The 26,782-nt window shown below is 58.3% G+C and carries 29 protein-coding genes, 1 tRNA gene and 2 riboswitches; of the genes, 16 read left to right on the forward strand and 14 right to left on the reverse strand.

The genetic code is table 11. The features are described 5' to 3' along the window. The first annotated feature begins 44 nt into the window (after window positions 1–44). On the forward strand, window positions 45–836 hold the full coding sequence (locus K3754_RS01130; RefSeq protein WP_259940114.1) for an ion transporter: 792 nt from the start codon (window positions 45–47) through the stop codon (window positions 834–836). Here the strand turns inward: K3754_RS01130 and dxs are convergent. The 5 genes from dxs to K3754_RS01155 all read right to left on the reverse strand — a co-directional run bounded on the left by dxs (window position 833) and on the right by K3754_RS01155 (window position 5,275). Further along, window positions 833–2,761: a 1-deoxy-D-xylulose-5-phosphate synthase gene (dxs, locus tag K3754_RS01135; RefSeq protein WP_259940119.1), complete on the reverse strand. Its 1,929-nt coding sequence runs from the start codon at window positions 2,759–2,761 to the stop codon at window positions 833–835. The two genes, K3754_RS01130 and dxs, sit on opposite strands and share 4 nt — an antisense overlap. A 21-nt stretch (window positions 2,762–2,782) precedes the next feature. Beyond that, window positions 2,783–3,709 carry a polyprenyl synthetase family protein gene (locus tag K3754_RS01140; protein WP_259940123.1) on the reverse strand — a complete coding sequence of 309 codons (927 nt, stop codon included), beginning with the start codon at window positions 3,707–3,709 and terminating at the stop codon, window positions 2,783–2,785. Further along, window positions 3,669–3,911 carry an exodeoxyribonuclease VII small subunit gene (locus tag K3754_RS01145; protein WP_259940124.1) on the reverse strand — a complete coding sequence of 81 codons (243 nt, stop codon included), beginning with the start codon at window positions 3,909–3,911 and terminating at the stop codon, window positions 3,669–3,671. Before K3754_RS01145 ends, K3754_RS01140 begins: the two co-directional genes overlap by 41 nt. 153 nt (window positions 3,912–4,064) lie before the next feature. Further along, window positions 4,065–4,766 (reverse strand): response regulator, encoded by a 702-nt coding sequence (locus tag K3754_RS01150; RefSeq protein ID WP_203209416.1) that lies wholly within the window; start codon window positions 4,764–4,766, stop codon window positions 4,065–4,067. Further along, a complete protein-coding gene (locus tag K3754_RS01155; protein ID WP_259940129.1) occupies window positions 4,763–5,275 on the reverse strand; it encodes a MarR family winged helix-turn-helix transcriptional regulator in 513 nt (170 codons plus the stop codon). The genes K3754_RS01150 and K3754_RS01155 overlap by 4 nt, the downstream gene beginning before the upstream one ends. 158 nt (window positions 5,276–5,433) lie before the next feature. Here K3754_RS01155 and K3754_RS01160 point away from each other — a divergent pair, with 158 nt between their 5' ends. Beyond that, window positions 5,434–6,303, forward strand: coding sequence for a branched-chain amino acid aminotransferase (locus K3754_RS01160; protein ID WP_259940134.1), 870 nt, complete (start codon window positions 5,434–5,436; stop codon window positions 6,301–6,303). A 13-nt stretch (window positions 6,304–6,316) separates the two neighbouring features. Here K3754_RS01160 and K3754_RS01165 read toward each other — a convergent pair whose 3' ends face one another. From K3754_RS01165 to aroC, 4 genes are all read right to left on the reverse strand, one after another. Next, window positions 6,317–7,084 carry an SDR family NAD(P)-dependent oxidoreductase gene (locus K3754_RS01165; protein WP_259940136.1) on the reverse strand — a complete coding sequence of 256 codons (768 nt, stop codon included), beginning with the start codon at window positions 7,082–7,084 and terminating at the stop codon, window positions 6,317–6,319. Next, window positions 7,084–7,683, reverse strand: a complete 600-nt coding sequence (cobO, locus tag K3754_RS01170) for a cob(I)yrinic acid a,c-diamide adenosyltransferase (RefSeq protein WP_203209412.1) — start codon at window positions 7,681–7,683, stop codon at window positions 7,084–7,086. Before cobO ends, K3754_RS01165 begins: the two co-directional genes overlap by 1 nt. A 13-nt stretch (window positions 7,684–7,696) precedes the next feature. After that, complete coding sequence (locus K3754_RS01175; protein ID WP_203209411.1) at window positions 7,697–8,671, reverse strand: DMT family transporter; 975 nt, start codon at window positions 8,669–8,671, stop codon at window positions 7,697–7,699. A gap of 102 nt (window positions 8,672–8,773) precedes the next feature. Next, window positions 8,774–9,877 (reverse strand): chorismate synthase, encoded by a 1,104-nt coding sequence (gene aroC / locus K3754_RS01180; protein WP_259940141.1) that lies wholly within the window; start codon window positions 9,875–9,877, stop codon window positions 8,774–8,776. A 91-nt stretch (window positions 9,878–9,968) separates the two neighbouring features. After that, window positions 9,969–10,071, forward strand: a riboswitch (TPP riboswitch). A 36-nt stretch (window positions 10,072–10,107) separates the two neighbouring features. Here aroC and thiB point away from each other — a divergent pair. Genes thiB through K3754_RS01195 form a run of 3 tightly spaced genes read left to right on the forward strand, consistent with a single transcriptional unit; the run spans window position 10,108 to window position 13,296 of the window. Further along, window positions 10,108–11,085, forward strand: coding sequence for a thiamine ABC transporter substrate binding subunit (gene thiB, locus K3754_RS01185; RefSeq protein WP_259940143.1), 978 nt, complete (start codon window positions 10,108–10,110; stop codon window positions 11,083–11,085). Beyond that, the gene (locus K3754_RS01190) at window positions 11,061–12,617 is read left to right on the forward strand and encodes a thiamine/thiamine pyrophosphate ABC transporter permease ThiP (RefSeq protein WP_259940145.1); all 1,557 of its coding nucleotides are present in this window, start codon (window positions 11,061–11,063) and stop codon (window positions 12,615–12,617) included. The genes thiB and K3754_RS01190 overlap by 25 nt, the downstream gene beginning before the upstream one ends. Then, window positions 12,604–13,296 (forward strand): ATP-binding cassette domain-containing protein, encoded by a 693-nt coding sequence (locus K3754_RS01195; protein ID WP_259940147.1) that lies wholly within the window; start codon window positions 12,604–12,606, stop codon window positions 13,294–13,296. The genes K3754_RS01190 and K3754_RS01195 overlap by 14 nt, the downstream gene beginning before the upstream one ends. 143 nt (window positions 13,297–13,439) lie before the next feature. On the opposite strand, the gene K3754_RS01200 is transcribed toward K3754_RS01195, so the two are convergent. Beyond that, entirely contained in the window at window positions 13,440–13,889 is a 450-nt protein-coding gene (locus K3754_RS01200) for a 6,7-dimethyl-8-ribityllumazine synthase (RefSeq protein WP_259940149.1), read from the reverse strand. Window positions 13,890–13,964: 75 nt separating this feature from the next. Continuing rightward, window positions 13,965–14,115: riboswitch (FMN riboswitch) on the reverse strand. A 65-nt stretch (window positions 14,116–14,180) separates the two neighbouring features. Here K3754_RS01200 and K3754_RS01205 point away from each other — a divergent pair. The 5 genes from K3754_RS01205 (at window position 14,181) to K3754_RS01225 (ending at window position 18,377) form a co-directional block, all read left to right on the forward strand. After that, window positions 14,181–14,804 carry an FMN-binding negative transcriptional regulator gene (locus K3754_RS01205; RefSeq protein ID WP_259940151.1) on the forward strand — a complete coding sequence of 208 codons (624 nt, stop codon included), beginning with the start codon at window positions 14,181–14,183 and terminating at the stop codon, window positions 14,802–14,804. 72 nt (window positions 14,805–14,876) lie between these two features. Further along, window positions 14,877–15,488, forward strand: a complete 612-nt coding sequence (locus K3754_RS01210) for a glutathione S-transferase (protein ID WP_259940153.1) — start codon at window positions 14,877–14,879, stop codon at window positions 15,486–15,488. Window positions 15,489–15,663: 175 nt separating this feature from the next. Further along, window positions 15,664–16,221 carry a ubiquinol-cytochrome c reductase iron-sulfur subunit gene (gene petA / locus K3754_RS01215; RefSeq protein WP_203209403.1) on the forward strand — a complete coding sequence of 186 codons (558 nt, stop codon included), beginning with the start codon at window positions 15,664–15,666 and terminating at the stop codon, window positions 16,219–16,221. Window positions 16,222–16,233: 12 nt separating this feature from the next. Next, window positions 16,234–17,574 carry a cytochrome b gene (gene petB / locus K3754_RS01220; RefSeq protein WP_203209402.1) on the forward strand — a complete coding sequence of 447 codons (1,341 nt, stop codon included), beginning with the start codon at window positions 16,234–16,236 and terminating at the stop codon, window positions 17,572–17,574. 11 nt (window positions 17,575–17,585) lie between these two features. Beyond that, window positions 17,586–18,377 carry a cytochrome c1 gene (locus K3754_RS01225; RefSeq protein WP_203209401.1) on the forward strand — a complete coding sequence of 264 codons (792 nt, stop codon included), beginning with the start codon at window positions 17,586–17,588 and terminating at the stop codon, window positions 18,375–18,377. 100 nt (window positions 18,378–18,477) lie between these two features. Here the strand turns inward: K3754_RS01225 and mtaB are convergent, their stop codons facing one another. Both mtaB and dapF read right to left on the reverse strand, forming a co-directional pair. Beyond that, entirely contained in the window at window positions 18,478–19,734 is a 1,257-nt protein-coding gene (gene mtaB, locus K3754_RS01230) for a tRNA (N(6)-L-threonylcarbamoyladenosine(37)-C(2))-methylthiotransferase MtaB (protein ID WP_259940158.1), read from the reverse strand. Then, complete coding sequence (gene dapF / locus K3754_RS01235; protein WP_259943206.1) at window positions 19,731–20,564, reverse strand: diaminopimelate epimerase; 834 nt, start codon at window positions 20,562–20,564, stop codon at window positions 19,731–19,733. Before dapF ends, mtaB begins: the two co-directional genes overlap by 4 nt. A 104-nt stretch (window positions 20,565–20,668) precedes the next feature. Here dapF and K3754_RS01240 point away from each other — a divergent pair. Next, window positions 20,669–20,744: transfer RNA gene (locus K3754_RS01240), tRNA-Lys, on the forward strand. Window positions 20,745–20,979: 235 nt separating this feature from the next. Here K3754_RS01240 and K3754_RS01245 read toward each other — a convergent pair. Beyond that, complete coding sequence (locus K3754_RS01245; RefSeq protein WP_259940160.1) at window positions 20,980–21,615, reverse strand: ChrR family anti-sigma-E factor; 636 nt, start codon at window positions 21,613–21,615, stop codon at window positions 20,980–20,982. Then, a complete protein-coding gene (locus tag K3754_RS01250; RefSeq protein WP_231024191.1) occupies window positions 21,616–22,182 on the reverse strand; it encodes a sigma-70 family RNA polymerase sigma factor in 567 nt (188 codons plus the stop codon). A gap of 158 nt (window positions 22,183–22,340) precedes the next feature. Between K3754_RS01250 and K3754_RS01255 the strand changes: the two genes are divergently transcribed. The 5 genes from K3754_RS01255 to K3754_RS01275 are packed head-to-tail and all read left to right on the forward strand — an operon-like array spanning window position 22,341 to window position 26,686. Beyond that, the gene (locus K3754_RS01255; RefSeq protein ID WP_259940162.1) at window positions 22,341–23,621 is read left to right on the forward strand and encodes an NAD(P)/FAD-dependent oxidoreductase; all 1,281 of its coding nucleotides are present in this window, start codon (window positions 22,341–22,343) and stop codon (window positions 23,619–23,621) included. Further along, window positions 23,618–24,373 carry a DUF1365 domain-containing protein gene (locus K3754_RS01260; protein WP_203209396.1) on the forward strand — a complete coding sequence of 252 codons (756 nt, stop codon included), beginning with the start codon at window positions 23,618–23,620 and terminating at the stop codon, window positions 24,371–24,373. Before K3754_RS01255 ends, K3754_RS01260 begins: the two co-directional genes overlap by 4 nt. Next, the gene (locus K3754_RS01265) at window positions 24,373–25,530 is read left to right on the forward strand and encodes a cyclopropane-fatty-acyl-phospholipid synthase family protein (protein ID WP_259940165.1); all 1,158 of its coding nucleotides are present in this window, start codon (window positions 24,373–24,375) and stop codon (window positions 25,528–25,530) included. The genes K3754_RS01260 and K3754_RS01265 overlap by 1 nt, the downstream gene beginning before the upstream one ends. Then, on the forward strand, window positions 25,523–26,260 hold the full coding sequence (locus K3754_RS01270; protein ID WP_259940167.1) for an SDR family oxidoreductase: 738 nt from the start codon (window positions 25,523–25,525) through the stop codon (window positions 26,258–26,260). The genes K3754_RS01265 and K3754_RS01270 overlap by 8 nt, the downstream gene beginning before the upstream one ends. 27 nt (window positions 26,261–26,287) lie before the next feature. Beyond that, on the forward strand, window positions 26,288–26,686 hold the full coding sequence (locus tag K3754_RS01275; RefSeq protein WP_259940169.1) for a DUF2177 family protein: 399 nt from the start codon (window positions 26,288–26,290) through the stop codon (window positions 26,684–26,686). Window positions 26,687–26,782: the final 96 nt, after the last annotated feature.

Consider the following 26,782-nt stretch of genomic DNA (forward strand, 5'->3'; position numbering starts at 1 on the left):
CCCGGCCAACGCCATATAGGGGCAAAAGTGGCATAGGCAGGAATATGACGGTACAGCAACGACTTCAGGCGTTTTTGGCGACGAAAAAATTTGGCACCGCAATTATGTCGGTGATTGTTTTCAATGCCGTGCTGCTTGGCCTTGAGACCTCCAGGACCGCGATGGATGTCGCCGGTGATTTGATCCTGACGTTGGACAGGCTGTGTCTTGCTATTTTTGTGCTGGAGTTGCTGGCCAAATTGTTCGCCTACCGGCTTCGGTTTTTCCGCGACGGATGGAACATCTTTGATTTTGTCATTGTTGGCGTGTCTTTGGTGCCTGCGGCTCAGGGTTTCTCGGCGTTGCGGGCATTGCGCATCCTGCGGGTGCTGCGACTGGTTTCCGCTGCGCCGCGTCTGCGCCGCGTTGTCGAAGGGTTCATCACCGCCTTGCCCGGCATGGCCTCGGTCTTTTCCCTGATGGCGCTGATTTTTTACATCGGATCGGTGATCTCGACCAAGCTTTTTGCGGCAAGCTTTCCTGACTGGTTTGGCACGCTGGGCCTGTCGGCCTATTCCCTGTTCCAGATCATGACACTTGAAAGCTGGTCAATGGGCATCGTGCGTCCGGTGATGGAGGTGTACCCACTCGCTTGGATGTTCTTCATTCCCTTCATCATGGTCACCACTTTTGCCGTGGTGAACCTCTTGGTGGGTCTGATCGTGAATTCCATGCAAGACGCCCACCACGAAGAAGCGGACGCCGAAACCGGGGCCTACCGCGATGACGTCACCGCGCGTTTGCTGGTGATTGAGGGGCAATTGGCACAGCTTTTGGAGCAGCAGAAAAAGCCCTAGGCCCGCTGCGCCCCAAGGCTGGCAATGCCCAGAACGTCCAGAACTTTCGCTTCGATATGTTCGGCGTTCATTCCGGCCACGGCATACATGTCTGCCGGGCTGGCTTGATCAATAAACGTGTCCGGCAAGACCATGGAGCGGTACTTCAGCCCCTCGTCAAACACACCCTCATCTGCAAGCAGCTGCGCTACATGGCTGCCAAAGCCGCCAACAGCGCCCTCTTCGATGGTGATCAGTGCCTCGTGATCCGCGGCCAATGACAGGATCAAATCGCGGTCCAGCGGTTTGGCAAAACGGGCATCGGCAATCGTCGGCGTGATGCCTTTTGCTTCCAAGGCTTCGGCGGCTTTTTCGACTTCTTCCAGCCGCGTGCCGAAGGACAACAGCGCCACTTTGGACCCTTGGGTGATCATCCGGCCCTTGCCGATTTCAATCGGCGTGCCACGCTCCGGCATATCAACGCCGCGCCCTTCGCCACGGGGAAAACGAAAGGCGATGGGTCCGTCGTCGTGAGCCGCTGCGGTGGCGACCATATGTTTCAGTTCCGCCTCGTCGGCAGCGGCCATGACCACAAACCCCGGCAGGTTGGCCAGATAGGCGATATCGAAAGCGCCTGCATGGGTCGCGCCATCCGCGCCCACCAGTCCGGCGCGGTCAATTGCGAAACGGACCGGCAAACGCTGGATCGCCACGTCATGCACCACCTGATCATACCCGCGCTGAAGGAAGGTCGAATACATCGTGCAAAAGGGTTTCATTCCGCCTGCGGCCAGCGCGGCACAGAAGGTCACGCCATGCTGTTCGGCAATCGCTACATCGAAGCACCGCGAGGGATAGCGTTCTGCAAAGAGGTTCAATCCGGTGCCGTCGGGCATGGCGGCGGTCACGGCGCAAATCTTGTCGTCTTCCGCCGCTTCTTGCAGCAAGCTTTGCGCAAAGACCGAGGTGTAGCTTGGCGCGTTGGAGGGCGCTTTTTTCTGCTCGCCCGTGACCACATTGAACTTGGCAACACCATGGCCCTTGTCTCGGGCCTTCTCCGCGGGGGCGTATCCCTTGCCCTTTTTGGTCAGCACATGGATCAGGATCGGCCCGGTGGCGCGTTCCTTGACCGTACGCAGCACGGGCAGCAGTTGGTTCATGTCGTGTCCATCAATCGGCCCGACGTACGAGAAACCAAGTTGTTCAAACAAGGTGCCGCCAACGGCCATCCCCTTGAGGATGTCCTTGGCCCGTTTTGCCCCTTCGCGGAAGGGCTCAGGCAACAGGCTCACTGCACCTTTGGCGGCGGCTTTGAAATCCTGAAAAGGCTCTTCGGCATAAAGACGGCTGAGATAGCTGGACATTGCGCCAACGGGTGGCGCAATCGACATCTCGTTGTCATTGAGGATGACGATCATCCGCTTGCCCAGATGGCCCGCGTTATTCATCGCCTCATAGGCCATTCCGGCCGAGATCGACCCATCGCCAATCACTGCAATCGCATCGCCCAGCCCTTCGGGGATGTTTCCGCCCAGATCCCGCGCCACGGCAAAGCCAAGTGCCGCGCTGATCGAGGTTGAGCTGTGGGCCGCGCCGAAAGGATCATAGGGGCTTTCACTGCGTTTGGTGAACCCGCTAAGCCCATCCTTCTGACGCAGGGTGCGAATGCGGTCTCGTCGCTCGGTCAGGATTTTATGCGGATAACACTGATGCCCGACGTCCCAGATTATCTTGTCGCGTGGCGTGTCAAAGACCGCATGCAGGGCGACGGTGAGTTCAACAACACCCAGACCTGCCCCCAAATGCCCACCGGTTACTGAAACGGCAGAAATGGTTTCCTGACGCAGTTCCCTGGCCAGCGTGGTCAGTTCAGAATCGCTGAATTGTTTGAGGTCGGCGGGCCGCTTGGCGCGGTCCAGCAGCGGGGTGACAGGTCGGTCGGTCATTTGAACCCCCCTCCGGGTGATTTATTTCTCGCGGGCAATAACGAAGCGAGCGGCCTCTCGCAAGGTTTCGGCATCCTCTCCATAGGAAGATAGGGCATCACAGGCAGATTGCACCAGGTCAGAGGCGCGGCTTTTGGCCCCATCCAGCCCCAGCAGCGACACGAAGGTGGCCTTGCCCGCGCCCGCGTCCTTGCCCGTGGCTTTGCCAACCACGGCCGCGTCGCCTTCGACATCCAGAATGTCATCCGCAATCTGGAAGGCCAGCCCAAGGGCATCAGCATAGGATTTGAACGCGGTGCCATCCGTGCCGGTCATGCGCGGCCCGGCCATCGCGGACCATATGATCAACGCGCCGGTCTTGCCGGCCTGAAGCGCAGTTATCTCGTCCAATGTCAAAGGCAGCGCAGCGGTTTCTGCCGCGATGTCCATCGCCTGTCCGCCGACCATGCCAGCCACGCCCGCCGCTCTTGCAAGGCTAACGGCCAGATCCATCTTCTGTGCCGGATCGCACACCACATCACCAAGCAATTCAAACGCCAATGAATGCAAGGCGTCGCCCGCCAATACCGCCGTGGCCTCATCCCATTTGCGATGCACTGTCGGCTGGCCGCGGCGCAGGTCGTCATCATCCATGCAAGGCAGATCATCATGGATCAGAGAATAGGCATGCAGCGCCTCAATCGCGCCCGCCGCCGGTCCGGCCTGCGCCGCGCTGCATCCGCAGATCCGGGCGCTTTCCAACACCAAAAACGCGCGCAATCCCTTGCCGCCGCGGGTGGCATATCCCATGGCTTGCGCGATCTCGCTGCTGTTCTTGGCAAGGGTTGCGCCAATCCAATGCGCGGCCACATCCTGCGCCGCGCCAAGCGCCTGCGCGAAAGGCAACCGCGCGGTTGATCCGTCTATCTCAGAGACCTTCAACAGGCTTGGCCCCCACAGGATTGCCATCGCCGTCCAAAGTGATCGCCGCGACCTTTTCTTCGGCTTCCTTCAGCTTGGCCTCGCACCGCGCCTTCAACGCGGCACCCCTCTCATAAAGCGCAATCGATTCGTCCAGTGCCACATCGCCCCGCTCCAGCTGGCCGAGAACCTTTTCCAGCTCCGCCATCGCAGTTTCAAAGTTCATCTCATCCACGGATGTTTCGGACATGTCAGTGCCTTTCTGTCAAATTCCCGGCCACATTAACGGTGAAGCGAAAGGCCTGCCAGATGCGCCGGTCATCTTTCTTTTTGGCCTTAAATATTTCGGGGGGTCAGGGGGGCTGGCCCCCCTTTGCGGCGCTGGCCAAACCCGGACTTTTTATCAATCCGGCGCCAGCATATAACCCGCACCGCGCACCGTTTGAAGATAGCGCGGCTGTTTGGGATTATCCTCGATCTTGCGGCGCAAGCGGGTGATCTGTACGTCTACCGCACGTTCCTGCGCCTGCCCGCGATCGCGGCCCAATTCCTCAACCAGTTTGGCACGGCTGAGCGGCGCGCCGGGCTGCGCGGCAAAGATTTTCATCAATTGCACTTCGGTAGCGGTCAGTCGCACGAGGTCATCCCCTTGCCACATCTCGCCGCGTTCCAGATCATAGCGGATCGGCCCGAGCGACAGCACCTTGGGCGCGGCATCTTGTGCGCTGGTGTCCGGCATACGGCGCAAAATGGCGTTGATCCTCAGCAGAAGTTCCTTGGGCTCAAAGGGTTTGGCCAGATAATCATCGGCGCCTGCCTCAAGCCCTTCGATCCGGTTGCCAGTCTCGCCTTTGGCGGTCAGCAGCATGATCGGTGTCTGCATTGTCTCGCGCAGCGATTGGGTGAGCGACAGGCCATCTTCGCCCGGCATCATCACATCCAGAACGATCAGGTCAAAATCCAGCCCCGCCAGAATGCGCCGCGCATGGGCGGCATCACGGGCCGCAGTGACCAAAAACCCGTTTCGCATCAAGAATTTCTGGAGCAGCGTGCGAATGCGCTCATCGTCATCCACGATCAGCAGATGGGCGTCCATGTCCATCATGATCCGCTTTCCTTGAGCCGCGTGTAGCTTGCGCCCATTTCAGGATCCATCATCGCCTCCAATACAGTGCGAAATCCGGCCACCGCTTCGGGACCGGCATCGCGGAACGCTGTGCGCATCCGGGCGCGTTGGGCATCAGACAGGGTCTGTTCCAGGGCGCGGCCCGCATCCGTCAGGTAAAGGTGGCGTTCGCGTTTGTCGTTGCGACCCACCCTGCTTTCGACAAGACCATCTGCGATCAGGGTCCGCAACACACGGTTGAGTGACTGTTTCGTGACGCCAAGGATATTCAACAGGTTGTTCACCGTTGTGCCCGGCGCCCGGTTGATAAAGTGGATGGCACGGTGATGGGCCCGGCCATAGGCCATGTCGACCAGGATACGGTCCGGGTCCGCAGTAAAGCCGCGATAGGCAAAGAACATTGCCTCTATCGCCTGCCTCAGCTGTTCATCCGTCAGAAAAAGCAGGCTCTCGCCACTGCTGCCTGCGGGGCCGCGTCCGTCTGCCATAATGTCCTCATGTGTTGGTGTGCAGACATTACGTCAGCCTTGTTGACACTCCAAGGACGAAAGGCTAGGGAATCGCAGCTTTTGCGTAATTAAATGACCAAATTGGCCATTTATTGCGCAATATTCGAAAAATATCCCGCTAAGTTGGAGGAATGCAAATGGCTGGAGCATATGATGATCGTGATGGTTTCATCTGGTTGGATGGTGAAATGGTCAACTGGCGCGACGCCAATGTGCATATCCTGACCCATGCGATGCATTATGCGTCTTCGGTGTTTGAAGGAGAGCGGGCCTATAACGGCAAGATCTTCAAGAGTCGCGAACACTCAGAGCGGTTGCGCCGCTCGGCCGAGATGATTGATTTCCAGATCCCATGGACCGTGGACGAGATCGAGTCGGCCAAGGTCGAAGTTCTGGCCAAATCCGGGCTGTCTGATGCCTATGTGCGTGCTATCGCGTGGCGTGGCGCGGGCGAAGACATGGGCGTGGCCTCGGCTCGTAACCCTGTGCGCCTGGCCATCGCCGCATGGGAATGGGGCGCCTATTACGGGGATGCCAAGATGAAGGGCGCCAAATTGGATATCTCCAAATGGAAGCGCCCCAGCCCCGAGACGATCCCAAGCCATGCCAAGGCGGCGGGCCTCTATATGATCTGCACCATGTCCAAACACGCAGCAGAGGCAAAGGGTTGTTCAGATGCGATGATGTTCGACTATCGCGGCTACGTGGCCGAGGCGACGGGCGCGAACATCTTTTTCGTAAAAGATGGCGAAGTACACACGCCCGATCCGGATTGCTTTCTCAACGGGATCACGCGACAGACAGTTGTTGGCATGCTCAAGGAAAAAGGCATCACCGTACACGAGCGCCACATCATGCCAGAAGAGCTTGAAGGGTTTGAGCAATGCTGGCTGACCGGCACAGCGGCGGAAGTGACCCCAGTGGGCCAGATCGGTGATTTCAACTTTGAGGTCGGCGCCCTGACCCGCGACATCGCGGAAAGCTATGAAAAGCTGGTGCGGGCCTGACCCCCGCACCACATTATTTGCGAAGCGCAGGCAGGCCTACGCCTGTGCTTTCAAACCCGCCATCTGATGCGATGATCTGGCCAGTGACATAGCTGGCCTTTTCACTGCACAAAAACGCGATGACCTCACCAATTTCCTGCTCCGACCCATAGCGGTTCAGTGGGATCGCATCATGGTAGGCCTCGATAATGTTCTGTGTGTGGACTGCCATGGCAAGTTTTGTGCGCACGGGGCCGGGGCAAACGGCATTTACGCGAATCCCATATTCCCCGAGTTCTGCGGCCTGTTGTTTGGTCAGGTGGATCACAGCGGCCTTGGATGTGCCGTAGGCAACCCGAAGCGTCGAGGCCCGCAAGCCAGAGATTGAAGCGATATTGACGATCGCACCAGCACTGTCTTTGAGCGCCGCTGTCGCGGCTTGCGTCATCAGAAACACGCCGTCCAGATTGGTTTCCATCACCCTTCGCCAGCGGGCAAAGTCGGTTTCTTCGATAGGACCAAAATCCGCAACGCCGGCATTGTTGACCAAGGCATCGAGCCGCCCGAAATGATCGATGCAAGCCCGGATCGCTTGTGGCGCGGCTTGCGGGTCGGAAACGTCGAACAGCAAGTCCAACGCGGCGCCGTCAAACTCTGCCGCCGCGGCTTTTAACGCGTCAGCGTCGCGATCCAGCAGCGCAACTTTCCAGCCGTCTTTGACCATCAGATGCGCTGTGGCCAGCCCGATCCCCCGTGCCGCGCCAGTGATCAGCGCGACCTTGGCGTGCTTGGCAGTCGCCATCAGAAATCGACACCGCGCTGGGCTTTGATGCCTGCCTTGAACGGGTGTTTGACCTCGGTCATCTCTGTCACCAGATCGGCATAGGCGCAAAGTTCCGGCTTGGCATCGCGGCCCGTGAGGATCACGCCTGTGTCCTTGGCACGGGCGTCCAGACCTGCGATCACGTCTTCGACGCTGATGTATTCATAGCGCATCGCGATGTTGATCTCGTCCAGGACCACCAGATCATAATCGCCGCTTTCCATCATTTCGCGGGCCTTGGCAAAGGCCGCCTGTGCGGCGGCAATGTCACGCTCTTTGTCTTGGGTGTCCCAGGTAAAGCCTTCGCCCATAGTGTGCCATGTGACCTCTTCAAGACGATCAAAGAACAGCCGTTCGCCGGTCTTCCATTTGCCCTTGATGAACTGCACCACGCCCACCCGCTGTTTCCAACCAAGCGCCCGCACCACCACGCCAAAGGCGCTGGAGGTTTTGCCTTTGCCCGCGCCGGTGTGGACCAGAACCAGCCCCTTTTCAGGATCCTGAAGCTCTGCGACTTTCTTGCGCTGCTCGGCCTGACGCTTTTGCATTTTTTCTTTGTGGTCTGCTGTCTCGGACATGGGGTTTTCTCCTTTAACCGGGGGTGCCTGGTGGGGGGACATTGGGCTTTGATTTGCTCCTGTCCACCCCCAATTGCCGTTCGCGCCAGATAATCAGCACGCCGCCGGCAATGACAAGCCCGGCACCAAGCAGAATTGTTGCTGTGGGCACTTCGCTGAACACCACCCAACCAATGAGGCTGGCGAAGATCATCGAGGAATAGTCAAAGGGGGCCAGCATCGAAGCGCTGCCAAAGCGGAAGGAGGATGTGACAAGGATCTGCGCGACGCCGCCGATCAGACCCGCACAGATGATCAGGCCCAACACCTCTATGCCGGGCGCGGTCCATGTAAGGGCAGGTGTTTGAATGAGCCAGCCCAACGGCAGGGTCAGCAGGGACAGGCAGGTGGCCGTCAGCGAAAAGTAAAAGACGATGGCCGAGGTGCTGTCGGTTTGCACAAGCCGGCGGACGTGAATTTGCACCAAGGATCGCAGAATGGACGCCGCCAACACCATCAACGCGCCATAGGTCGCGGCGGCGCTAAAGTTGGCGTCCACAGACAGGCGCGGGGCAATCACGATCATCACTCCAATCAGGCCAAGCGCCACAGCCGACAGGCGAAAAAGGCGCACCCGTTCACCCAGAAACAACGCTGCGAATATGACGGTGAACATCGGCGTGGCATAGCCGATGGCGGTGACTTCAGGCAGGGGCAACAAGGCAAGCCCGGCAAAGGTCAGGCCCATGGCGGTGGTGCCAAACAGACCCCGCCAGATATGCCCAAAGAGGTTGTTGACCTTGAGCCCATCGTGCAAATGCCCGCTTTGCCAGAGCCAGAGGCCGATGATCGGTATCGCAAACAATGAGCGGAAAAAGACAGCCTGCCCCGGAGGGACTTGGCCCGATGCGGCCTTGATCAGCGCGGCCATGACCATGAACAGAAAGATCGCACAAAGTTTAAGCGCGATGGCACGGCCGGGGCGGTTTTGCGTCAGACTGGCGGGCATGGCGGAGTCATGCGCCTCTGATCGGGAAAGTGCAAGCGTGTGGGTAGGGTGGCGGACTTTTTTGAAAAGTCCGGTCCGGAAAATTTGAAATTTTCCGCGCCCTCAGCCGATGATGCCGCGGTTTTCCCCAACCTGTCCGCGGTGCAGCAACAGGTGGTCGAGGATCACACAGGCCATCATCGCCTCACCCACAGGAACGGCGCGAATACCCACGCAGGGGTCATGGCGGCCCTTGGTGATGATCTCGGTTTCCTCACCACTCTTGGTGATGGTTTTGCGGGTGGTCAGGATGCTGGAGGTTGGTTTGACGGCAAAGCGCACGACGATGTTCTGTCCGGTGCTGATCCCGCCCAGAATACCACCCGCGTGGTTTGACGAGAATCGGGGCTGTCCGTCGTTGCCCATGTAAATCTCATCCGCGTTGGCCTCTCCCGTTAGCATCGCCGCTGACATGCCCTCGCCAATTTCGACACCTTTGACGGCATTGATGCTCATCATTGCGGCGGACAGATCGGTGTCAAGTTTGCCGTAAACCGGTGCGCCTATGCCTGCAGGCACGCCGCGCGCGACCACCTCGATGATTGCCCCGACGGAGGAGCCGGATTTGCGCAACCCATCAAGGTAGGTCGCCCAGTCTGATGCGGCCTGTGCATCTGGAACCCAGAACGGGTTTTGCTCAATCTGGTCCCAATCGAAGGCAGTGCGGTCAATCTGATGCGGACCCATCTGCACCATGTAGCCGGTGATCTGAACATCCGGCGCCATCGCCTTGATGGCCTCGCGGGCCAATCCACCCGCCGCCACGCGGGAGGCCGTTTCGCGCGCAGAGGACCGCCCGCCGCCGCGATAATCGCGGATTCCGTATTTCTGGAAATAGGTGATGTCTGCATGTCCGGGGCGGAACTTGTCCTTGATATCGCCGTAGTCCTTGGACCGTTGATCGGTATTTTCGATCATCAACTGAACCGGGGTGCCGGTGGTTACACCTTCAAATACACCAGACAGGATCTTGACCTCATCGGCCTCGCGCCGCTGGGTGGTAAACTTGTTCTGGCCGGGTTTGCGTTTGTCGAGCCAGTGCTGGATCATCTCGGCTGTGACCGGAACTCCGGGCGGGCATCCGTCAACGGTTGCGCCCAAGGCCGGGCCGTGGCTTTCGCCCCAAGTGGTCACGCGGAAGAGATGGCCAAAGCTGTTCATCGACATAAATGCACTCCTGTTGGCTCTGCATTAACGGGCGCGGTGCTGTGTCTCAAGGGGTTTTGGCTTGCATCCCTTTGTACATGCTCCTAACGATGGCGATACCTCGGGGGGCTCGATTGAGCTGAGATGTGCGTTTGCATGGACCCGTTGAACCTGAACCGGTTAACACCGGCGGAGGGAAGGTCTGGACAATCATCCATCCTTTTTCCCTTTCGCCGCAAAAGGAGGATGCGATGAAGTATCTTACACTTGCAGCGGGCTTGCTTGGGGCCTCGGCAGCGATTGCCGAAACACCAGTGCTGACAGTCTATACCTATGACAGTTTTGTTTCTGACTGGGGGCCGGGCCCGCAGATCGAAAAGGCGTTTGAGGAAAACTGTGCTTGCGATCTGAAATTTGTCGGAATGGGCGATGGCGCGGCGCTTTTGGCGCGGCTCAAGCTTGAAGGCGCGCGGTCTGACGCAGATGTGGTGCTTGGGCTTGATACCGGCCTGATCGCCGCAGCGAAGGACACCGGATTGTTCACTGAAACATCTGTGAGCGCCGATTATGCCTTGCCGATCACTTGGGACGATGCGGTTTTTGCGCCTTATGACTGGGGCTACTTTGCCTTTGTGCACAACACGGACATGACCCCGCCCACAAATTTCAAGGCGCTGGGCGAAAGTGACGTGAAAATCGTCATTCAGGATCCGCGTTCCTCGACCCCCGGTTTGGGGCTGATGATGTGGGTCAAGGATGCCTACGGTGACGAGGCCGAAGCCATCTGGCAGGGCTTGGCCGACAATGTCGTGACCGTGACCAAAGGCTGGTCCGAGGCGTATGGTCTGTTCCTTGAGGGCGAAGCCGACATGGTGCTGAGCTACACGACCTCGCCTGCCTATCACATCATAGCAGAAGAGGACGAAAGCAAAGCCGCCGCCGTGTTTGACGAAGGTCACTACATGCAGGTCGAAGTGGCCGGGCGTCTGGCAAACAGCGATCAGCCAGAGCTGGCCGAGGCGTTCTTGAACTTCATGGTGTCAGACGTGGCGCAATCCATTCTACCAACAACCAACTGGATGTATCCGGCGGTGATGCCCAGTGGCGGTTTGCCCAAAGGGTTCGAGGCGCTTGTGCAACCTGAAAACGCGCGGTTGATCCCCGCCGAAGAGGTGCCAGCCATACGTGATGCGGCATTGCAAGAATGGCTCGGCGCGTTGTCGCAATGAGACATGCTGCGGGTATCGGTGCTGCGATTTTGGTCGCAGCGCTGGTGCTTGCTGCTTTGCTCGCGGTGATCTCGCGGGCAGAGCCCGGCGCGGGTTTTCTGCGCTCTGATTGGGCGGCTGTGCGGTTCACCGTTTGGCAGGCTGTCTTGTCTTCGATGATTTCAACGCTCTTGGCCATTCCGGTCGCCCGCGCATTGGCGCGGCGACGGTTTGCAGGTCGGACCTTGCTGGTGACGCTGCTGGGTGCGCCGTTCATTCTGCCCGTGATTGTGGCTGTGCTCGGGCTGTTGACGGTGTTCGGCAGATCGGGCTGGATGAACCAATTGCTTGGCCTATTGGGGCTGCCTGAGGTCTCGATCTACGGACTACACGGCGTGGTTTTGGCCCATGTATTCTTCAACCTGCCCTTGGCGACACGGCTGATCCTGCAGGGTTGGCAAAGCATCCCGGCAGAGCGGTTTCGCCTTGCTGCCCAATTGCGCCTTGGGCCGCGTGCGATTTTTCTGACTCTCGAATGGCCCCTGCTGCGCCAAGTTGTGCCGGGGGTGGCGGCGTTGATTTTCGTGATTTGCCTGACCAGTTTTGCCGTCGCGCTGACGCTTGGTGGTGGTCCAAGGGCCACAACGCTTGAACTGGCAATTTATCAGGCGTTCTTGTTTGATTTTGATTTATCGCGAGCGGCGCTTTTGTCTTTGGTGCAGCTGGTATTGGCAGGGGGCGCTGCATTGGCGGCACTGTGGATCATTCCGTCAATCTCATTGGGCGGTGGTCAGGACCGGACGCTGCAACGTTGGGATGCGCGGGGCGGCGTGCAACGTGCGCGGGACGGGGCGGTGATCACCTTGGCGGCGCTGTTTTTGTTGCTGCCGCTGGCGGCGGTTGTGCTGCGCGGTGTTGCGGGGCTTGCAAAGGTGCCTGTCGCGGTCTGGCATGCGGCGGGGCTGTCGGTGTTTGTGGCGGTGATCAGCGTGCTGACGCTGTGCCTTTTGGCGCTGCCGATGGCGGGCTGGATCGCCAGCCGCCAAAGAGGCGGGGTGGAGGCCATAGGTTTGCTGGGCTTGTCCGCGTCCCCTTTGATGATCGGCACGGGCTGGTTCATTTTGATCAATCCTGTGATGAACCCGTCAGATCTGGCCTTACCGGTCACGGCTTTGGTCAATGCCTTGATGGCGCTGCCCTTTGCGTTGCGAATTTTGGTCCCGCGTCTGCGCGATACCCTGGCAGATTTCGGCCGGCTCTCTGTCTCGCTTGGCCTGCAAGGCTGGCCGCTTTGGCGATGGGTGATCTTGCCACGTCTGCGGGCGCAATTGGGGTTTGCGGCCGGATTGACCGGTGCATTGTCGGTGGGCGATCTGGGTGTGATTGCGCTTTTTGCTGATCAGGAACGGGCAACATTACCGCTTCAGATGTATCGGTTGATGGGCGCCTACCGAATGGAAGCGGCGGCGGGGGCGGCCTTGATCTTATTGGCACTGGCCTTGGGAATATTTTGGCTTTGCGACAGGGGAGGACGCTGGCATGCTGAAAGTTGAGCAGGCAGAAATTGTGTTGGGTGATTTTTCCCTGGCTGCGGATCTGGAACTGAAGCAGGCGCAGCGATATGCCGTGATCGGTCCGTCGGGGGCAGGCAAATCAACCTTGCTCAGCGCGCTTTGTGGGTTTGTGCCGTTGCAATCGGGCCGGATCCTTTGGCAGGGGCGGGATATTACGCAGGATGATCCGGGCCAACGGCCCATGACGATGCTGTTTCAGGACAACAATCTGTTTCCGCATCTGACCGTGCAGCAGAACGTGGGCCTTGGCCTGCGTCCTGATTTGCGGCTGTCGGGCGCGGAGCAAGCCAAGGTGCAGGATGCGCTGCGCCGGGTGGGACTTGAAACGCACAGCGGCAAGCGGCCAGCGGCCTTGTCGGGTGGTCAACAAAGCCGTGCAGCACTGGCGCGGGTGTTGGTGCAGGCCCGGCCACTTGTCCTGCTGGACGAACCTTTCGCGGCTCTGGGTCCGGCCCTGCGCAATGAGATGTTGGATCTGGTGGCTGAATTGGTGGCCGAAACCGAAGCGGCGCTGATCATGGTGACACATGCCCCAGAAGACGTGCGGCGCATAGCCGATCAGGTGGTGTTTGTCGCCGAAGGCCGGGCCGAGGCTCCGCAACCGGCGGCGGCGTTGATGGATAACCCGCCGCCGGCGCTGCGGTCATATTTGGGTTGAAAGGCGCACCTGTCAGGTCGTGCTGTTTGGCTGCGCGGTGGCGAAGTCTTTAAAGACTTCGGTCCGTTTCCTTTAAAGGAAACGGTTTGGCGGTGCCCCGGCAATGTGAAGACCGCCGGGACGGCTGTTAGGGCAACATCGGGTCAGGCCGCCAGCGCTGTTTCCACCTCGGCGATCTTGAGGGCGGCGCGGGCGGCTTCGCGGCCTTTTTCAACAAAATGCGCACGGTAGATCGCATTGTGGTGATCGGTTTCCTGATAATGATGCGGGGTCAACGACACCGACAGAACAGGTACGCCGGTATCCAGCCCTACCCGCATCAACCCATCGACCACGGCGGCGGCGACAAAATCATGCCGGTAGATGCCGCCATCGACCACAAAGGCGGCACAGGCAACGGCGCTGTAGTTCCCCGTGCGTGCAAGGGTCTGTGCCATCAGTGGCAATTCAAATGCGCCGGGCACATCGACAACATCGACCTGCGCGGCGGGAATAAGTTCGCAAAACCCCTCAAGCGCGCGATCAACGATATCTGCGTGCCATTGAGCTTTGATAAATGCGAAGCGGGCGGGGGCTGTATTGCCTTGTGTCATAATGATCTCCTTTGGTTCAGACACGTCCACCCAAGGCGATCACGACCACAGACAGGGGCGAGACCCCTGAAAATGCCGCATTCTCTTTCATCCGGACTATGACCGTCGGCTCTGGCATCTCACCAGATCTGCTGACCAATTCCTTACGGGAATTGCGCTCGCGGGCTCGCAAGGTCTTGCCCTGCATACCGCCGGTGGGGAATTTCACCCCGCCCTGAGAATAGCGCCACGTTGCAATGTCATGCAAAACTCTGCAAGAGCGAAAATGAGTGATTTGCAAAGGAACGCGCCATGCATCCCAATCCGATATTTCACGATGCCGACGATGCACGGAACGTTGCGTTTGCCCGCGAACGTGGCTTTGGGGTCTTGGCCGTGCAGGGTACGGATGCGCCGATGCTGAGCCATATTCCTTTCCTGCTGTCCGAAGATGGCGCTGTCGCTGATTTGCATCTGGTGCGGTCCAATCCGATTGTCCGTGCCTTGAAAGAACCGATACCTGTGACTTTGGCGGTGTCCGGTGGCGATACTTATGTCTCTCCTGATTGGTACGAAGTCGCAGATCAGGTTCCGACGTGGAATTATGTCGCGGTGCATCTGACGGGTGTTCTTGAGCGGCGACCACAAGAGGAATTGCTGGCTCTGCTCGACCGGCAATCGGCCTTCTATGAGGATCGGCTTCTGCCCAAGCCGCCATGGAAAACCGGCAAGATGACACCGGATGCGCTGGACAAGATGATGCGCATGATTGTGCCTTGCCGGATCAGGGTGTCGGGTGTCGATGGGACGTGGAAGCTGGGCCAGAACAAGCCTGATGCGGTGCGCGATGCCGCCGCGGGCCAGATTGAAGCCTTCGGTTTTGGATCGGAAGCGCATGTGATCGCCGCCATGATGCGCGGTGTACCCAAGGGTTGATTTGGTACAATGCAGTGATTGCGCCCATGGCATTGCGGCGCAATACTTGGTCGATCTTATCAGGAGACCTGCATGAAACTCGCCTACTCGCCGACTTCCCCCTATGTCCGCAAAATCATGGTTTTGCTTCATGAAACCGGCCAGCTTGATGATGTCACGCTGGAAGAACAGCACGGGACGCCTCTGGCGCCGGCTGTTGGATTGTTGCCACAAAACCCGCTGGGCAAGGTGCCTGCACTGGAACGGGCCGATGGCCCGTCGATCTATGACAGCCGGGTGATTTGCGCCTATCTGGATGATCGCGCCAAGGCTGGTCTTTATGGCAGCGGCGCGGCACGCTGGGATCTGTTGACGCTCGAAGCCACGGCGGACGGGATTCTCGATGCGGCCCTGTTGATGGTCTATGAATCGCGTCTGCGCCCCGAAGAGATCCGTATGGATGCCTGGATCGAGGGGCAATGGGGCAAAATTGAACGCGCCTGTGCTGCATTGAACACACGTTGGATGAGCCAGCTGTCTGCTCCGATGAATATCGGCCAGATCGCGGTGGGTTCTGCGCTGGGTTATCTGGATTTCCGTTTGGACGCGCGTGGTTGGCGCAAGGGCAATGATGCATTGGCCGCGTGGTTCCAGACTTTTGATTCGCGCCCGTCGATGCAGGCAACTGTCCCGCCAGCGGGTTAATTTTTTGTTCAAACGGCCATTTTTCCGGTTTCTTCGGCAAACTGCGACCCTTTGCGCGGCATTGCCATCTGGACGGACTCGCTTTGGCCCGTTAGATACCGCTTGAAGTCAGGTGGCGCATTCGCGCCGCCTCTATGTCTGATGGCCCGTTTTGGCCGAGAAGTGGAGTAAACCCGTGTCCCAAGCAGATGATCACGCAGGCACCCGGAGGGATTTCCTGTATTACGCAACCGCCGGAACCGGTGCTGTAGCCGCCGGTGCTGTTGCCTGGCCGCTTGTCAATCAGATGAATCCATCTGCTGACGTTCTGGCGCTGTCCTCTATCCGTGTGGATGTTGCCGATGTTGAACCCGGCACCCAGTTGACTGTGAAGTGGCTCGGCAAACCGGTTTTCATCCGTCGCCGCACTCAAGAAGAGATCGACGAAGCCCGCGCCGTGGCTTTGTCTGACCTGCCCGATCCGGTGGCACAGAATGACAACCTTGGCTCCGTGGATGCGTCCGACGAGAACCGCACGCTGGATGAAGCGGGCGAATGGTTGGTGATGATGGGTGTGTGTACGCACCTTGGCTGTGTGCCTTTGGGCGATGCCGGTGACTTTGGCGGCTGGTTCTGCCCCTGCCACGGTTCACACTACGACACCGCGGGCCGTATCCGCAAAGGGCCAGCGCCGACCAACCTGCCGGTGCCTGTCGCTGAATTCGTGGATGAAACCACGATCAAACTGGGTTAAGGGAGCACACCAATGTCTGGAATTCCTCACGACCATTACGAGCCAAAGTCAAACGGCGAAAAGTGGCTGCACAGCCGCCTGCCCATCGTTGGCCTGCTCTATGATACATTGATGATCCCCACACCCAAGAACCTGAACTGGATGTGGATCTGGGGTATTGTGCTGACGTTCTGTCTGGCGCTTCAGATCGTCACCGGTATCGTTCTGGTTATGCATTATACACCGCATGTCGATCTGGCGTTCTCGTCTGTTGAACACATCATGCGCAACGTGAACGGCGGCTACATGCTGCGGTATCTGCACATGAACGGCGCATCGCTGTTCTTTGTTGCAGTTTATGCGCATATTTTCCGCGGTCTCTATTACGGGTCTTACAAAGCCCCGCGCGAGATCACCTGGATCATCGGTATGCTGATTTACCTGCTGATGATGGCGACCGGCTTTATGGGTTATGTTCTCCCATGGGGGCAGATGTCCTTCTGGGGTGCGACCGTGATCACCGGCCTGTTTGGCGCGATCCCGTTCGTGGGTGAAAGCCTGCAAACCTTCCTGCTGGGCGGACCTGCGGTGGACAATGCCACATTGAACCGCTTCTTCAGCTTGCACTATCTGCTGCCCTTCGTGATTGCTGCGCTTGTTGCGGTTCACATCTGGGCCTTCCACAGCACCGGCAACAACAACCCAACAGGTGTTGAAGTGCGCCGCGGCTCCAAGGAAGAAGCAGAGAAAGACACGCTGCCGTTCTGGCCCTACTTCGTGATCAAGGATCTGTTCGCGCTTGCCGTGATCCTCGCGGTGTTCTTTGCCATCGTTGGCTTTATGCCAAACTATCTGGGCCACCCGGACAACTACATCGAAGCGAACCCGCTTTCGACACCTGCGCATATTGTGCCGGAATGGTATTTCTTGCCATTCTACGCGATCCTGCGGGCGTTCACCTCTGAGGTTTGGGTCGTACAGATCGCGTCCTTCGTGACCGGTGGTATCATTGACGCGAAGTTCTTTGGGGTTCTGGCAATGTTCGGCGCGATCGCAGTGATGGCGCTGGTACCATGGCTGGACACATCCAGCGTGCGTTCGGGCCGTTATCGCCCGATGTTCAAATGGTGGTTCGCCCTGCTGGTGATCGACTTCTTCGCCCTGATGTGGCTGGGTGCGATGCCGGCCGAGGAGCCTTATGCGAGCTTCTCGCTGATTGCATCGGCCTATTGGTTTGCCTACTTCCTGGTAATCCTGCCGCTGCTTGGCGTGATCGAGAAACCGCTGCCGCAACCGGCAACCATCGAAGAAGATTTCGATGCACATTACGCCCACAAAGCCGATGCTGACGCAGCGGCAAAACCGGCGGAGTGAAGGACATGACAATGATCAAGAAACTGACCCTGTCCGCGCTTGTTGCGCTTGGCCTTGGCACTTCCGGCGCAATGGCCGCCGGTGGTGGCGAACAACACATTGAGAACATCGATTTCTCGTTTGACGGCCCGTTTGGTGCCTATGACGTGAACCAACTTCAGCGCGGTTTGCAGATCTACACCGAGGTCTGTGCGGCTTGTCACGGTCTGAAATACGTGGCGATCCGAACCCTTGGTGATGAGGGCGGCCCTCAGTTGCCCGAAGATCAGGTCATCGAATACGCCAAACAGTTCGAAGTGTTTGATGCCGATCTCGATGATTTCCGCGCGGCAACACCTGTGGACCACTTTCCGGAATCCAACCTGGAAACGGCACCTGATCTGTCGCTGATGGCAAAAAAGCGGGCGGGTTTTCATGGCCCTTACGGCCTTGGCATCAACCAGTTCTTCAAAGGCATGGGCGGCGCGGAGTATATTGCGGCACTGCTGAATGGCTATACAGGTGAGACCAAGGAACAAGCCGGTGTGACCTTCTATGAGAACACCGCGTTTCCGGGTGGCTGGATTGCCATGGCACCACCGCTGGACGATGAATCTGTTGAATTCATCGATGGCCATGCCAACGATCTGCATCACCTGTCCGAAGACGTTTCGGCGTTCCTGATGTGGACCGCTGAGCCCAAGATGATGGCGCGCAAGCAAGCCGGTTTTGCCGGTGTGCTGTTCCTGACCCTGCTTTCGGTTCTGCTGTATTTGACCAACAAACGCCTTTGGGCGCCGGTGAAATACAAAAACCGCGACTAAGCTGGCCTAAGCCGGAATTCAAAAGCCTCCGTAGGGAACTGCGGAGGCTTTTTTGTGATGTGTGTAATGAAACCCGCCCGAACCTTTGAGATTAAACGGTTCAGGCGGTGAGTTGGTTGCCGGATTGCCCGAGGATAGCGGTGGTGACGATCTGCCCTTCGGTCTGTGGCTGCGCAAAGGTCACCTCTGTAAACTGCTCAGTCCGGCCCATGGTCGGGTTTTCCATCAAGATACGATGAGTCTTGCCGATCTGCGCCTGCAAGTGCCGCTGCACCTGTGTATCGCCCGCCGCGCGCAATTGCGCAGCACGGGTTTTGATCACTGTCCCGTTCACCTGATTTGGAATCTTCGCGGCCGGTGTGCCTTCCCTTTTGGAATAGGGGAACACATGGAGCCATGTCAGATCACAGTCTTTGACCAGCTTGAGCGAGTTCTCAAAATGTGCGTCTGTCTCCGTCGGGAACCCCGCAATGATATCGGCCCCGAACGTCATATCCGGGCGCAGGCGCTTGGCCTCTTCCGTAAACCGGATCGCGTCATCGCGCAGGTGCCGCCGCTTCATCCGTTTGAGGATCATGTCATCCCCATGCTGGAGCGACAGATGCAAATGCGGCATCAGACGCGGCTCTGTCGCGATGGCCTGCATCAGGTTTTCGTCCACCTCGATGCTGTCGATCGAACTGATGCGCAGGCGGGGCAGGTCGGGCACCAGCCGCAGGATGCGCATGACCAGATCACCCAGCTTGGGCGTCGCTGGCAGGTCCGCGCCCCAAGAGGTCAGATCAACACCGGTCAGCACGACCTCGTTAAAACCTTTGCCCACCAAACGTTTGATCTGGTCCACCACAACGCCTGCGGGGACGGAGCGTGAATTGCCACGGCCATAGGGGATGATGCAGAAGGTGCAGCGGTGATCACAGCCATTCTGGACCTGTACATAGGCCCGGCTTCGGGTGCCGAACCCGTCGATCAAATGTCCGGCAGTTTCGGTGACGGACATGATGTCATCGACCTGCACGGCCTCTGTTTCACCGATAAAATCCGCGGCCAGCCCGAGCCATGTTTCGGGGCGCATCTTTTCGGTGTTGCCAATGACGGCGTCGACCTCTTCCATTTTGGCAAAGGTGTCCGGCTCGGTCTGTGCGGCGCAGCCTGTGACGATCAGGCGGGCGTTAGGATGGGCCTTGCGCAGCTTTCGGATATCCTGCCGACCCTTGCGCACGGCCTCTGCCGTGACAGCGCAGGTGTTTACGACAATCGCGTTCTCAAGCCCGGCCTGCCCGGCGAGATCCTTCATCGCCTCCACCTCATAGGCGTTGAGGCGGCAACCGTGGTTGGAAAAGACCGGGGGTTTCATTTCAGGCTGTCCAGAAAGGCGGTCGTGAATACGCCACTGAACACATGTGAGGTCGGTCCGGTCATCCAGACGCCGTCCTCGGCCCAATTCAGGTGCAACGTGCCACCATCCAGATCAATGCGGACCTCTCGTCCCGTCAGCCCCCGCCGCGCCGCCGCAACGGCAGTGGCGCAGGAGGAGGAACCAGAGGCCAGTGTCACACCAACGCCCCGTTCCCAGACCCGCATGCGGATGTGATCGGGGCCGATGATCTGCGCAATTTGTACGTTAGTGCGCTGAGGGTAAAGCGGGTGATGCTCGATCCGTGGTCCGATCTCTTCGAGGTTTGCCGCCATCACGTCATCGACAAAGAAGGTGCAATGCGGATTTCCCATGCCGGTGGCGGTCGGACTGCCATCAATGGGCAGCGCCAGCGTATCCATTTGCCGTGCCAATGGCACTTCGGTCCAATCAAGTTGTGGCAGGCCCATATTGACAGAGGTTAGTCCGTTACCTGCGTCTTTCGCCGCCAAATCCCCGCGATCCGTGGTCAGGTCGAGTTCGGACTTGCCGGTCTCATCCATGATGAACCGCGCGATACAGCGTGTGGCATTCCCGCAAGCGGCAGACAAAGATCCGTCAGAATTGAAAAACGTCAGATGGGCGTCACCTTTGCCCCTTGTGATCAGTGCAAGCTGATCGAATCCCACGCCAAAGTGCCGATGACCGATTCCTTTGGCCATTTCGGGCGTGATCACCCGCGTCTGCGCACGCGCATCCACAACGACAAAGTCGTTGCCCAACCCATGCATCTTCATAAAGGGCAGATTATCGGTGTTTTCAGAGCACATTCGGCGCATATAACGATGCGCCGCGAAGTAATCCAGCATGTCCAGGCATTTTCCTGTTTTTGGGCTTGACCCTGCCCCTCTAGCTTTCTAGATACGCGCCCAGTGGGCCGTTAGCTCAGTTGGTAGAGCAACTGACTTTTAATCAGTAGGTCGTTGGTTCGAACCCAACACGGCTCACCACTTCTTCCCAAATGGATCAAGTGGTTACGCATAACCACAACGTTCAATGCGTCCGTCGCGGGATCTTTGTGATCCGGGCATGGGCGTTACATTTGCGGCTGGCGGTTTGCCGGCAAACGCCACAGGTGGCTGTCAAAAATATCGTTGGGGCAATGGGTCCGATGGCCGCTGCTGTCCGGAAAAGGACAGGCAGCAGCTCAACCTGCAGGATTCGTTAGGAGCCGCAAACCGGTGATCAGATTTTGAACAACGGCTGGAGCAGTCTCGGCAACAGGGCATTGAAACGAAGCGGTGCATCCGTCGCCGCCAGGCAGATGCAAGGGGGGCCAGCATCCGCAATGGGTGTGTGTTCCAGATCCTGATCCGCGACTTCCAGATCGCCCACACCGAACCGCCCGGTTTCATCGCTGAAACTGCCTTGCAGAACCAATGTCAGTTCCAATCCGTTGTGGGAGTGATCCGGCACAGCCTGACCGGGGGGAATATAAAGAAGCCGCACTGATCCGTCGCGATCACCGGACAGGATGCACTGCCGCACGCCAAGGCCCAGAGACTTCCACCGCGGCGGCTTGCCCTTGAGGGCTTCCATCACAGGTCCGGGATACACACCGGACCGCGCATAGGTTTTCTCGACCGGTACAGGTTCGTCCAGCAGGGCCAAGGTGCTGTGCTTCAGATCACCTGACACAGCTTCGCTGGTGGCGGTCTCCAAAACGGCGCCGCCTGCCATTTGATGCGCTTCAAATCCTGCGCGGCAATCCAGGCACAGCGAAACATGGGCGGCCACGACCACCGCATAAGCATGCGGCAAGGTGCCAGCGGCATAGGCGGCCAGCAGATCGTCAGGGATATGATGATTTATTGCGGTCATTTAACGCATGTCCTTGAGTTCATGGCGCAACTTTTCCAATCCCAGTCGAATTCGGGATTTTATTGTGCCAAGCGGCAGGCCGGTCTGGGTGCGGATCTCCTGATGGGTCAGCTCTCCGAGATAGGCCTTTTCAATAATTTCACGTTGATCGGGTTTGAGCAGCGATAACGCTTTTTTCAGTGCCCCCGCCTCTTGCTCCACGGCGAGGATCTGACCGGCGTCTGGCTCGGTCTCTGGATCCTCGGCCAGTTCTTCGGGAAGGGGGCGGTTTTCTTTACGGATTACGTCGATCTGGCGGTTGCGGGCGATCTGGTAAATCCATGCTGAAACCTGAGCGCGTTCGGGATCAAATTGCGCTGACTTGCGCCAGACGGTCAGCATCACCTCTTGCACGATCTCTTCGGCTTGCCCGGTGCCCATGCCGGACCGCATGATGAAACCCTTTAGGCGCGGTGCAAAAAAATCAAACAGCATCGCAAAGGCGTCGCGGTCGCGTTGGTCGCGGACCAATAGCATCCACGTTGTCTGTGGAGAGACTTGGGCTGACGGTTTCGTCACCTGTGTCATGTCCTTTCCAAACCGCGCAGGGGGCGGTTTGAGCGTGGTTGGGTTATTTAGGCTCGCAATCAGCATAATCTCATTACGGGGGGCGATAAAAGTCGGATCATTTTTGATCCAATTTTTTTCGCGTCTCGTAACCAGAGGGAATAAGCACTGGAGCCTACATGTCATTTGATGCCCTTCCCATCCGCCCGCAACGTGTCGCTATCATTGGTGGAGGGATCTCTGGATTGGCTGCGGCCTACCTGTTGGCGCCGCATCATGCGGTTACAGTTTATGAGGCCGCGCCGCGATTGGGCGGCCATGCCCGCACAGTCATGGCGGGCCTGAATGGGGATCAGCCTGTCGATACCGGATTTATCGTTTTCAACTATGCCAATTACCCACATCTGACCCGAATGTTCCAGGATCTGGACGTACCAGTGGCCAAAAGTGACATGAGTTTCGGGGCGTCGATTGATGATGGCCGGATCGAATACGGTTTGAACACCATCGCGGCACTGTTTGCCCAGCCACGCAATCTGATGCGGCCCGGCTTTACCCGCATGCTGGCCGATATCCTGCGGTTCAACAAAAAGGCTGAGGAAACGACCGGCGATACGGACGCCACAATCGGAGAGTTTATGGACGATCTGAAATTGGGCGATTGGTTTCAGCGCTATTACCTGATGCCGCTTTGCGGTGCGATCTGGTCAACGCCGCCAGACAAGATCCGGTCTTTTCCGGCGCGTGCGCTGATCCAGTTTTTTCGCAACCACGCCTTGCTGAGCACATTTGGTCAGCATCAATGGTGGACGGTTGATGGTGGCAGCATCGAATATGTGCGCCGTTTGGAAGCGCATCTGCGCGGGCGCGGAGTGGCGCTTCGCACAGGTACACCTGTGCAAGGTGTCAGCAGGACCGGGATTGAAAGCACGGTTCACACCGCCGGAGCCCCGGACGAAACCTTTGACCAGGTGATCTTTGCCTGCCATCCCGATCAGGCCTTGCGGATACTGGAACGGCCAACTCCGCAAGAGCAGTCCGCGTTATCTGCGATCCGGTTTCAGGACAACCAGATGATCCTGCACCGCGACACTGCGCAAATGCCCAAGAACAAATCGGTTTGGTCCAGTTGGGTTTACAAGGCCGACACCACGCGGCCGGAGCCAGCGATTGGTGTGACTTATTGGATGAACCGGTTGCAGAACATTCCCGAGACAGATCCGCTTTTTGTCTCACTGAATCCGTCTGATCGGGTGCCCGATGAATTGATTTACGATCAAAAGACGTTCCGCCATCCGGTTTTTGATGCTGCTGCGCTGAACGCCCAGCATAAGCTGCGTGATCTGCAGGGGCAGAACAACACATGGTTTGCGGGAGCCTACACGCGCCACGGGTTTCATGAGGACGGATTTGCCAGCGCCGCGCGGATTGCCCGTTTGATGGATCGGCAGTTCGCATGACATCAACGCCGGAATATATCTCAGGGGTGACAACCCATACCCGCAAGGGTGCGGTGCGGCATGGTTTCCGCTATGGCGTCGATTACGTGTTGATCGACCCCGAGCAGGATCAGCGCAGTCCGTTCTTGTTTTCCCGCAACAGGTTCAATTTCAGCGCGGTGCATGACGTGGATCACGGTGGCCCACTTGGGGCTGGCCGTGGTTCTGCATGGGCGCGGGCAGCGTTGCGGGCCAATGGTTTGCCGGACCACGGCGTGGATCTGCGCCTTTTGACCCAGCCGCGGTTCTTGGGCTATGTCTTTAACCCGGTTAGTTTCTGGCTGGCCTTCAGGGGGTCGGATCTGGTTGCGGTGATTGCTGAAGTCTCCACGCCGTTCCATGACCGTCACAGCTATCTGTGCCATTTGCCGGATTTTGCGCCGATCACCAGTGAAAGCCGCATCGAAAAGCCGAAATGGCTGCATGTGTCGCCCTATCAGGACGTCGCAGGACATTATCAATTCGGGTTCGACATCCGCGAAGATCAAATTGCCATCCGGATCATTCACAAAAATGGTGAGGAGGGAGTTGTCGCGACACTGTCCGGCCCCCGCGTTCCGATGACAAGCCCGGACCTGATCAAAGCCAGCCTGCGCCGTCCGCTTGGGGCAATGCGCACCATCGGGCTGATCTATTGGCAGGCGCTGATCCTGAAACTCAAAGGGGCCAACTACCGGTCCCGTCCAACACCGCCCAAGACCGAGGTAAGCTGATGCTTTTTCTGACAAACCGTGTGAAGCGGGACTTTCTCGACACATGTGAACGGATCACCACCGGCAGTCTGCGCCTGCGCACGCCTGAAGGCGAGATCTACGATTTTGGCGTGGGATCTCCGGCCGCTGAGATGCGCATTTACGATTGGTCCGTCGTCACATCCATCGCGGCGCGTGGGGATATCGGATTGGGTGAAACATACGTTTCGGGCCTTTGGGAAACTTCTTCCATCGCTGATCTGGTTGAAGTTGCCATTCGCAATCTCGACCAGTTTCACGGCTATGCCTATGCGGGCTTTTGGTCAAACCTGAAATACCGTGTGGTCAACCAGATTTTGCGCGCCAATTCGCGCAGTGGTGCAGCCCGCAATATCCGCGCGCACTACGATGTTGGCAACGAGTTTTACCAACTCTGGCTGGACGAGGGCATGACCTATTCCTCCGCCATGTTCGCGGCGGGTGATAATGATTTGTTGCGGGCGCAAAACCGCAAATACGACCGCATTCTGAACCGTCTTGGCGAGGCTGAAAATGTGCTTGAAGTCGGTTGCGGCTGGGGTGGTTTCGCGGAGCGGGCGGCGGACAGCGGGCGTTATGTGACCGGCCTGACCATTTCACGCAGTCAAAAAGGTTATGCCGATGCCCGTCTGGACGGACGGGCCGACATCCGGTTGCAGGACTACCGTGACAGCGATGGCAAGTATGATGGTATCGTGTCCATCGAGATGATCGAAGCGGTCGGCCAGAAATATTGGCCGACCTATTTTGCGATGCTCAAGGACCGGCTCGCCGACGGGGGGCGTGCCGTGGTCCAGGCGATAACGGTGTCAGACGATTATTTCGACACCTATCGGCGTACTGCAGATTATATCAGGCAGCATACATTTCCGGGCGGTTTGCTTTTGTGTGATGCGGCGATCCGCCAGCAGGCAGAGCGGGCCGGTTTGAAGGTCACGGACAGCTATGCCTTTGGTCAGGATTACGCCCGCACCTGCGCGGCCTGGGATGCGCGGATTGAAGAAAAAACCGGCAAAATCCGGGCGCTTGGATATGACGACGCGTTTCTGCGGAGCTGGCGCTATTACCTTGGTGCCTGCGCCGCTTCGTTCAAAGCGGCACAAACGGATGTTGTCCAAGTGGAGCTGAGCCATGTCTGAGCGTGAGATCATTTGGATCATCGGGGCCAGTGACGGAATTGGCGCGGCCCTGGCCCGCGCTTGGTCGGCCAAGGGCGCACGTCTGATCCTGTCAGCACGGTCCGAAGACAAGCTTGAGGCATTTGCGGCTGAACTGGGACCGGACCATGTGGCGCAGCCGCTGGATGTGTCGGATCGCGACAGCCTTGATCGCGCGTCGGATGCCATCGCAAAGATCGGGCCGGTTGACCGCGTTGTTCACTTGGCGGCGATCTACGACCCTGGAAAGCTTGCAGATCTGGACCCTAACAAGGCCGAACAGATTGTTACCGTGAATTTGGCCGGAACCTTTCATGTGGCGCAGGTGGCACCAAAGGTATTGCGTGCGGGCGGGCAGATGGCGCTTTGTGGATCGGTGGCAGGCTACATCGGATTGCCGCAAGGACAGATCTATTCCGCGACCAAAGCGGCGGTCATCAACCTTGCCGAAACCCTCAGGGCTGAGCTCTCGGGAAAGGTGGACGTCAGGCTGATCAACCCCGGTTTTGTTGAGACCCGACTGACCGCGCAGAACGATTTTGACATGCCCGCCATGGTGACCCCAGAACGTGCTGCGGAGGAGATCATCAAAGGATTGATGGGCCGTTCCTTCGAAGTGCATTTCCCGCGCCGCCTCACATGGCCGCTCAAGTGGTTGAGTGCGCTGCCCTATTGGGCGGCTCTGCCTCTAACCGGGCGTTTGACCCGCTAACCCCAGATTGATGAAAGACGCAAAACCATGAAAATTCTTGTTCTGTACCTCTCGACCGTTCTGGTGTTTTTTGCTGCGGATGCCGTGGGTCTGAGACTGTTGATCAAACCAGTGTTCGACCGGCACATCGCGCATCTTTATGCCGATCCGTTCCGTGTTGTGCCGGCGGCGGTGTTTTATCTTGGTTATGTCGCGGGCCTGCTTTGGTTTGTGTCATTGCCTGCTTTGCGGGACGGTAATCCGGTTGCGGCGTTGATTGGCGGCGCGCTGCTTGGTCTGATGGCCTATGGCACCTACGAGTTTACCAACTATGCGACCCTGCGTGACTGGTCGATGACGCAGGTCGTCGTTGACAGTCTTTGGGGTGCGGTCCTCACTGGATTTTCTGCTTGGGCCGGGGTCATGATCACACGGGCGCTGGTCTAGGCCAGCCACGGTAGGGGTTCGGTCCTCTTTGCGGATGGCGATGCGATGTATATTGTCTAAGTATCAACAGCATCCGCATCACCATTAGGGAGGCCA

The organism is Sulfitobacter sp. M368 (assembly GCF_025141875.1).
Lineage (GTDB): Bacteria > Pseudomonadota > Alphaproteobacteria > Rhodobacterales > Rhodobacteraceae > Sulfitobacter > Sulfitobacter mediterraneus_A.

Coding starts and splice junctions, on each gene's coding strand:
- K3754_RS01175 (WP_203209411.1), bottom strand. CDS start 8,671: ATGCCCGCCAGTCTGACGCAAAACCGCCCCGGCCGTGCCATCGCGCTT.
- K3754_RS01275 (WP_259940169.1), top strand. CDS start 26,288: ATGAAAATTCTTGTTCTGTACCTCTCGACCGTTCTGGTGTTTTTTGCT.
- aroC (WP_259940141.1), bottom strand. CDS start 9,877: ATGTCGATGAACAGCTTTGGCCATCTCTTCCGCGTGACCACTTGGGGC.
- mtaB (WP_259940158.1), bottom strand. CDS start 19,734: ATGAAACCCCCGGTCTTTTCCAACCACGGTTGCCGCCTCAACGCCTAT.
- thiB (WP_259940143.1), top strand. CDS start 10,108: ATGAAGTATCTTACACTTGCAGCGGGCTTGCTTGGGGCCTCGGCAGCG.
- cobO (WP_203209412.1), bottom strand. CDS start 7,683: ATGTCCGAGACAGCAGACCACAAAGAAAAAATGCAAAAGCGTCAGGCC.
- K3754_RS01190 (WP_259940145.1), top strand. CDS start 11,061: ATGGCTCGGCGCGTTGTCGCAATGAGACATGCTGCGGGTATCGGTGCT.
- K3754_RS01140 (WP_259940123.1), bottom strand. CDS start 3,709: ATGGCAATCCTGTGGGGGCCAAGCCTGTTGAAGGTCTCTGAGATAGAC.
- K3754_RS01255 (WP_259940162.1), top strand. CDS start 22,341: ATGTCATTTGATGCCCTTCCCATCCGCCCGCAACGTGTCGCTATCATT.
- K3754_RS01225 (WP_203209401.1), top strand. CDS start 17,586: ATGATCAAGAAACTGACCCTGTCCGCGCTTGTTGCGCTTGGCCTTGGC.
- K3754_RS01265 (WP_259940165.1), top strand. CDS start 24,373: ATGCTTTTTCTGACAAACCGTGTGAAGCGGGACTTTCTCGACACATGT.
- petB (WP_203209402.1), top strand. CDS start 16,234: ATGTCTGGAATTCCTCACGACCATTACGAGCCAAAGTCAAACGGCGAA.
- K3754_RS01155 (WP_259940129.1), bottom strand. CDS start 5,275: ATGGCAGACGGACGCGGCCCCGCAGGCAGCAGTGGCGAGAGCCTGCTT.
- K3754_RS01210 (WP_259940153.1), top strand. CDS start 14,877: ATGAAACTCGCCTACTCGCCGACTTCCCCCTATGTCCGCAAAATCATG.
- K3754_RS01245 (WP_259940160.1), bottom strand. CDS start 21,615: ATGACCGCAATAAATCATCATATCCCTGACGATCTGCTGGCCGCCTAT.
- K3754_RS01150 (WP_203209416.1), bottom strand. CDS start 4,766: ATGATGGACATGGACGCCCATCTGCTGATCGTGGATGACGATGAGCGC.
- K3754_RS01130 (WP_259940114.1), top strand. CDS start 45: ATGACGGTACAGCAACGACTTCAGGCGTTTTTGGCGACGAAAAAATTT.
- K3754_RS01160 (WP_259940134.1), top strand. CDS start 5,434: ATGGCTGGAGCATATGATGATCGTGATGGTTTCATCTGGTTGGATGGT.
- K3754_RS01165 (WP_259940136.1), bottom strand. CDS start 7,084: ATGGCGACTGCCAAGCACGCCAAGGTCGCGCTGATCACTGGCGCGGCA.
- K3754_RS01260 (WP_203209396.1), top strand. CDS start 23,618: ATGACATCAACGCCGGAATATATCTCAGGGGTGACAACCCATACCCGC.
- dxs (WP_259940119.1), bottom strand. CDS start 2,761: ATGACCGACCGACCTGTCACCCCGCTGCTGGACCGCGCCAAGCGGCCC.
- K3754_RS01250 (WP_231024191.1), bottom strand. CDS start 22,182: ATGACACAGGTGACGAAACCGTCAGCCCAAGTCTCTCCACAGACAACG.
- dapF (WP_259943206.1), bottom strand. CDS start 20,564: ATGTGCTCTGAAAACACCGATAATCTGCCCTTTATGAAGATGCATGGG.
- K3754_RS01270 (WP_259940167.1), top strand. CDS start 25,523: ATGTCTGAGCGTGAGATCATTTGGATCATCGGGGCCAGTGACGGAATT.
- K3754_RS01195 (WP_259940147.1), top strand. CDS start 12,604: ATGCTGAAAGTTGAGCAGGCAGAAATTGTGTTGGGTGATTTTTCCCTG.
- K3754_RS01145 (WP_259940124.1), bottom strand. CDS start 3,911: ATGTCCGAAACATCCGTGGATGAGATGAACTTTGAAACTGCGATGGCG.
- K3754_RS01200 (WP_259940149.1), bottom strand. CDS start 13,889: ATGACACAAGGCAATACAGCCCCCGCCCGCTTCGCATTTATCAAAGCT.
- K3754_RS01205 (WP_259940151.1), top strand. CDS start 14,181: ATGCATCCCAATCCGATATTTCACGATGCCGACGATGCACGGAACGTT.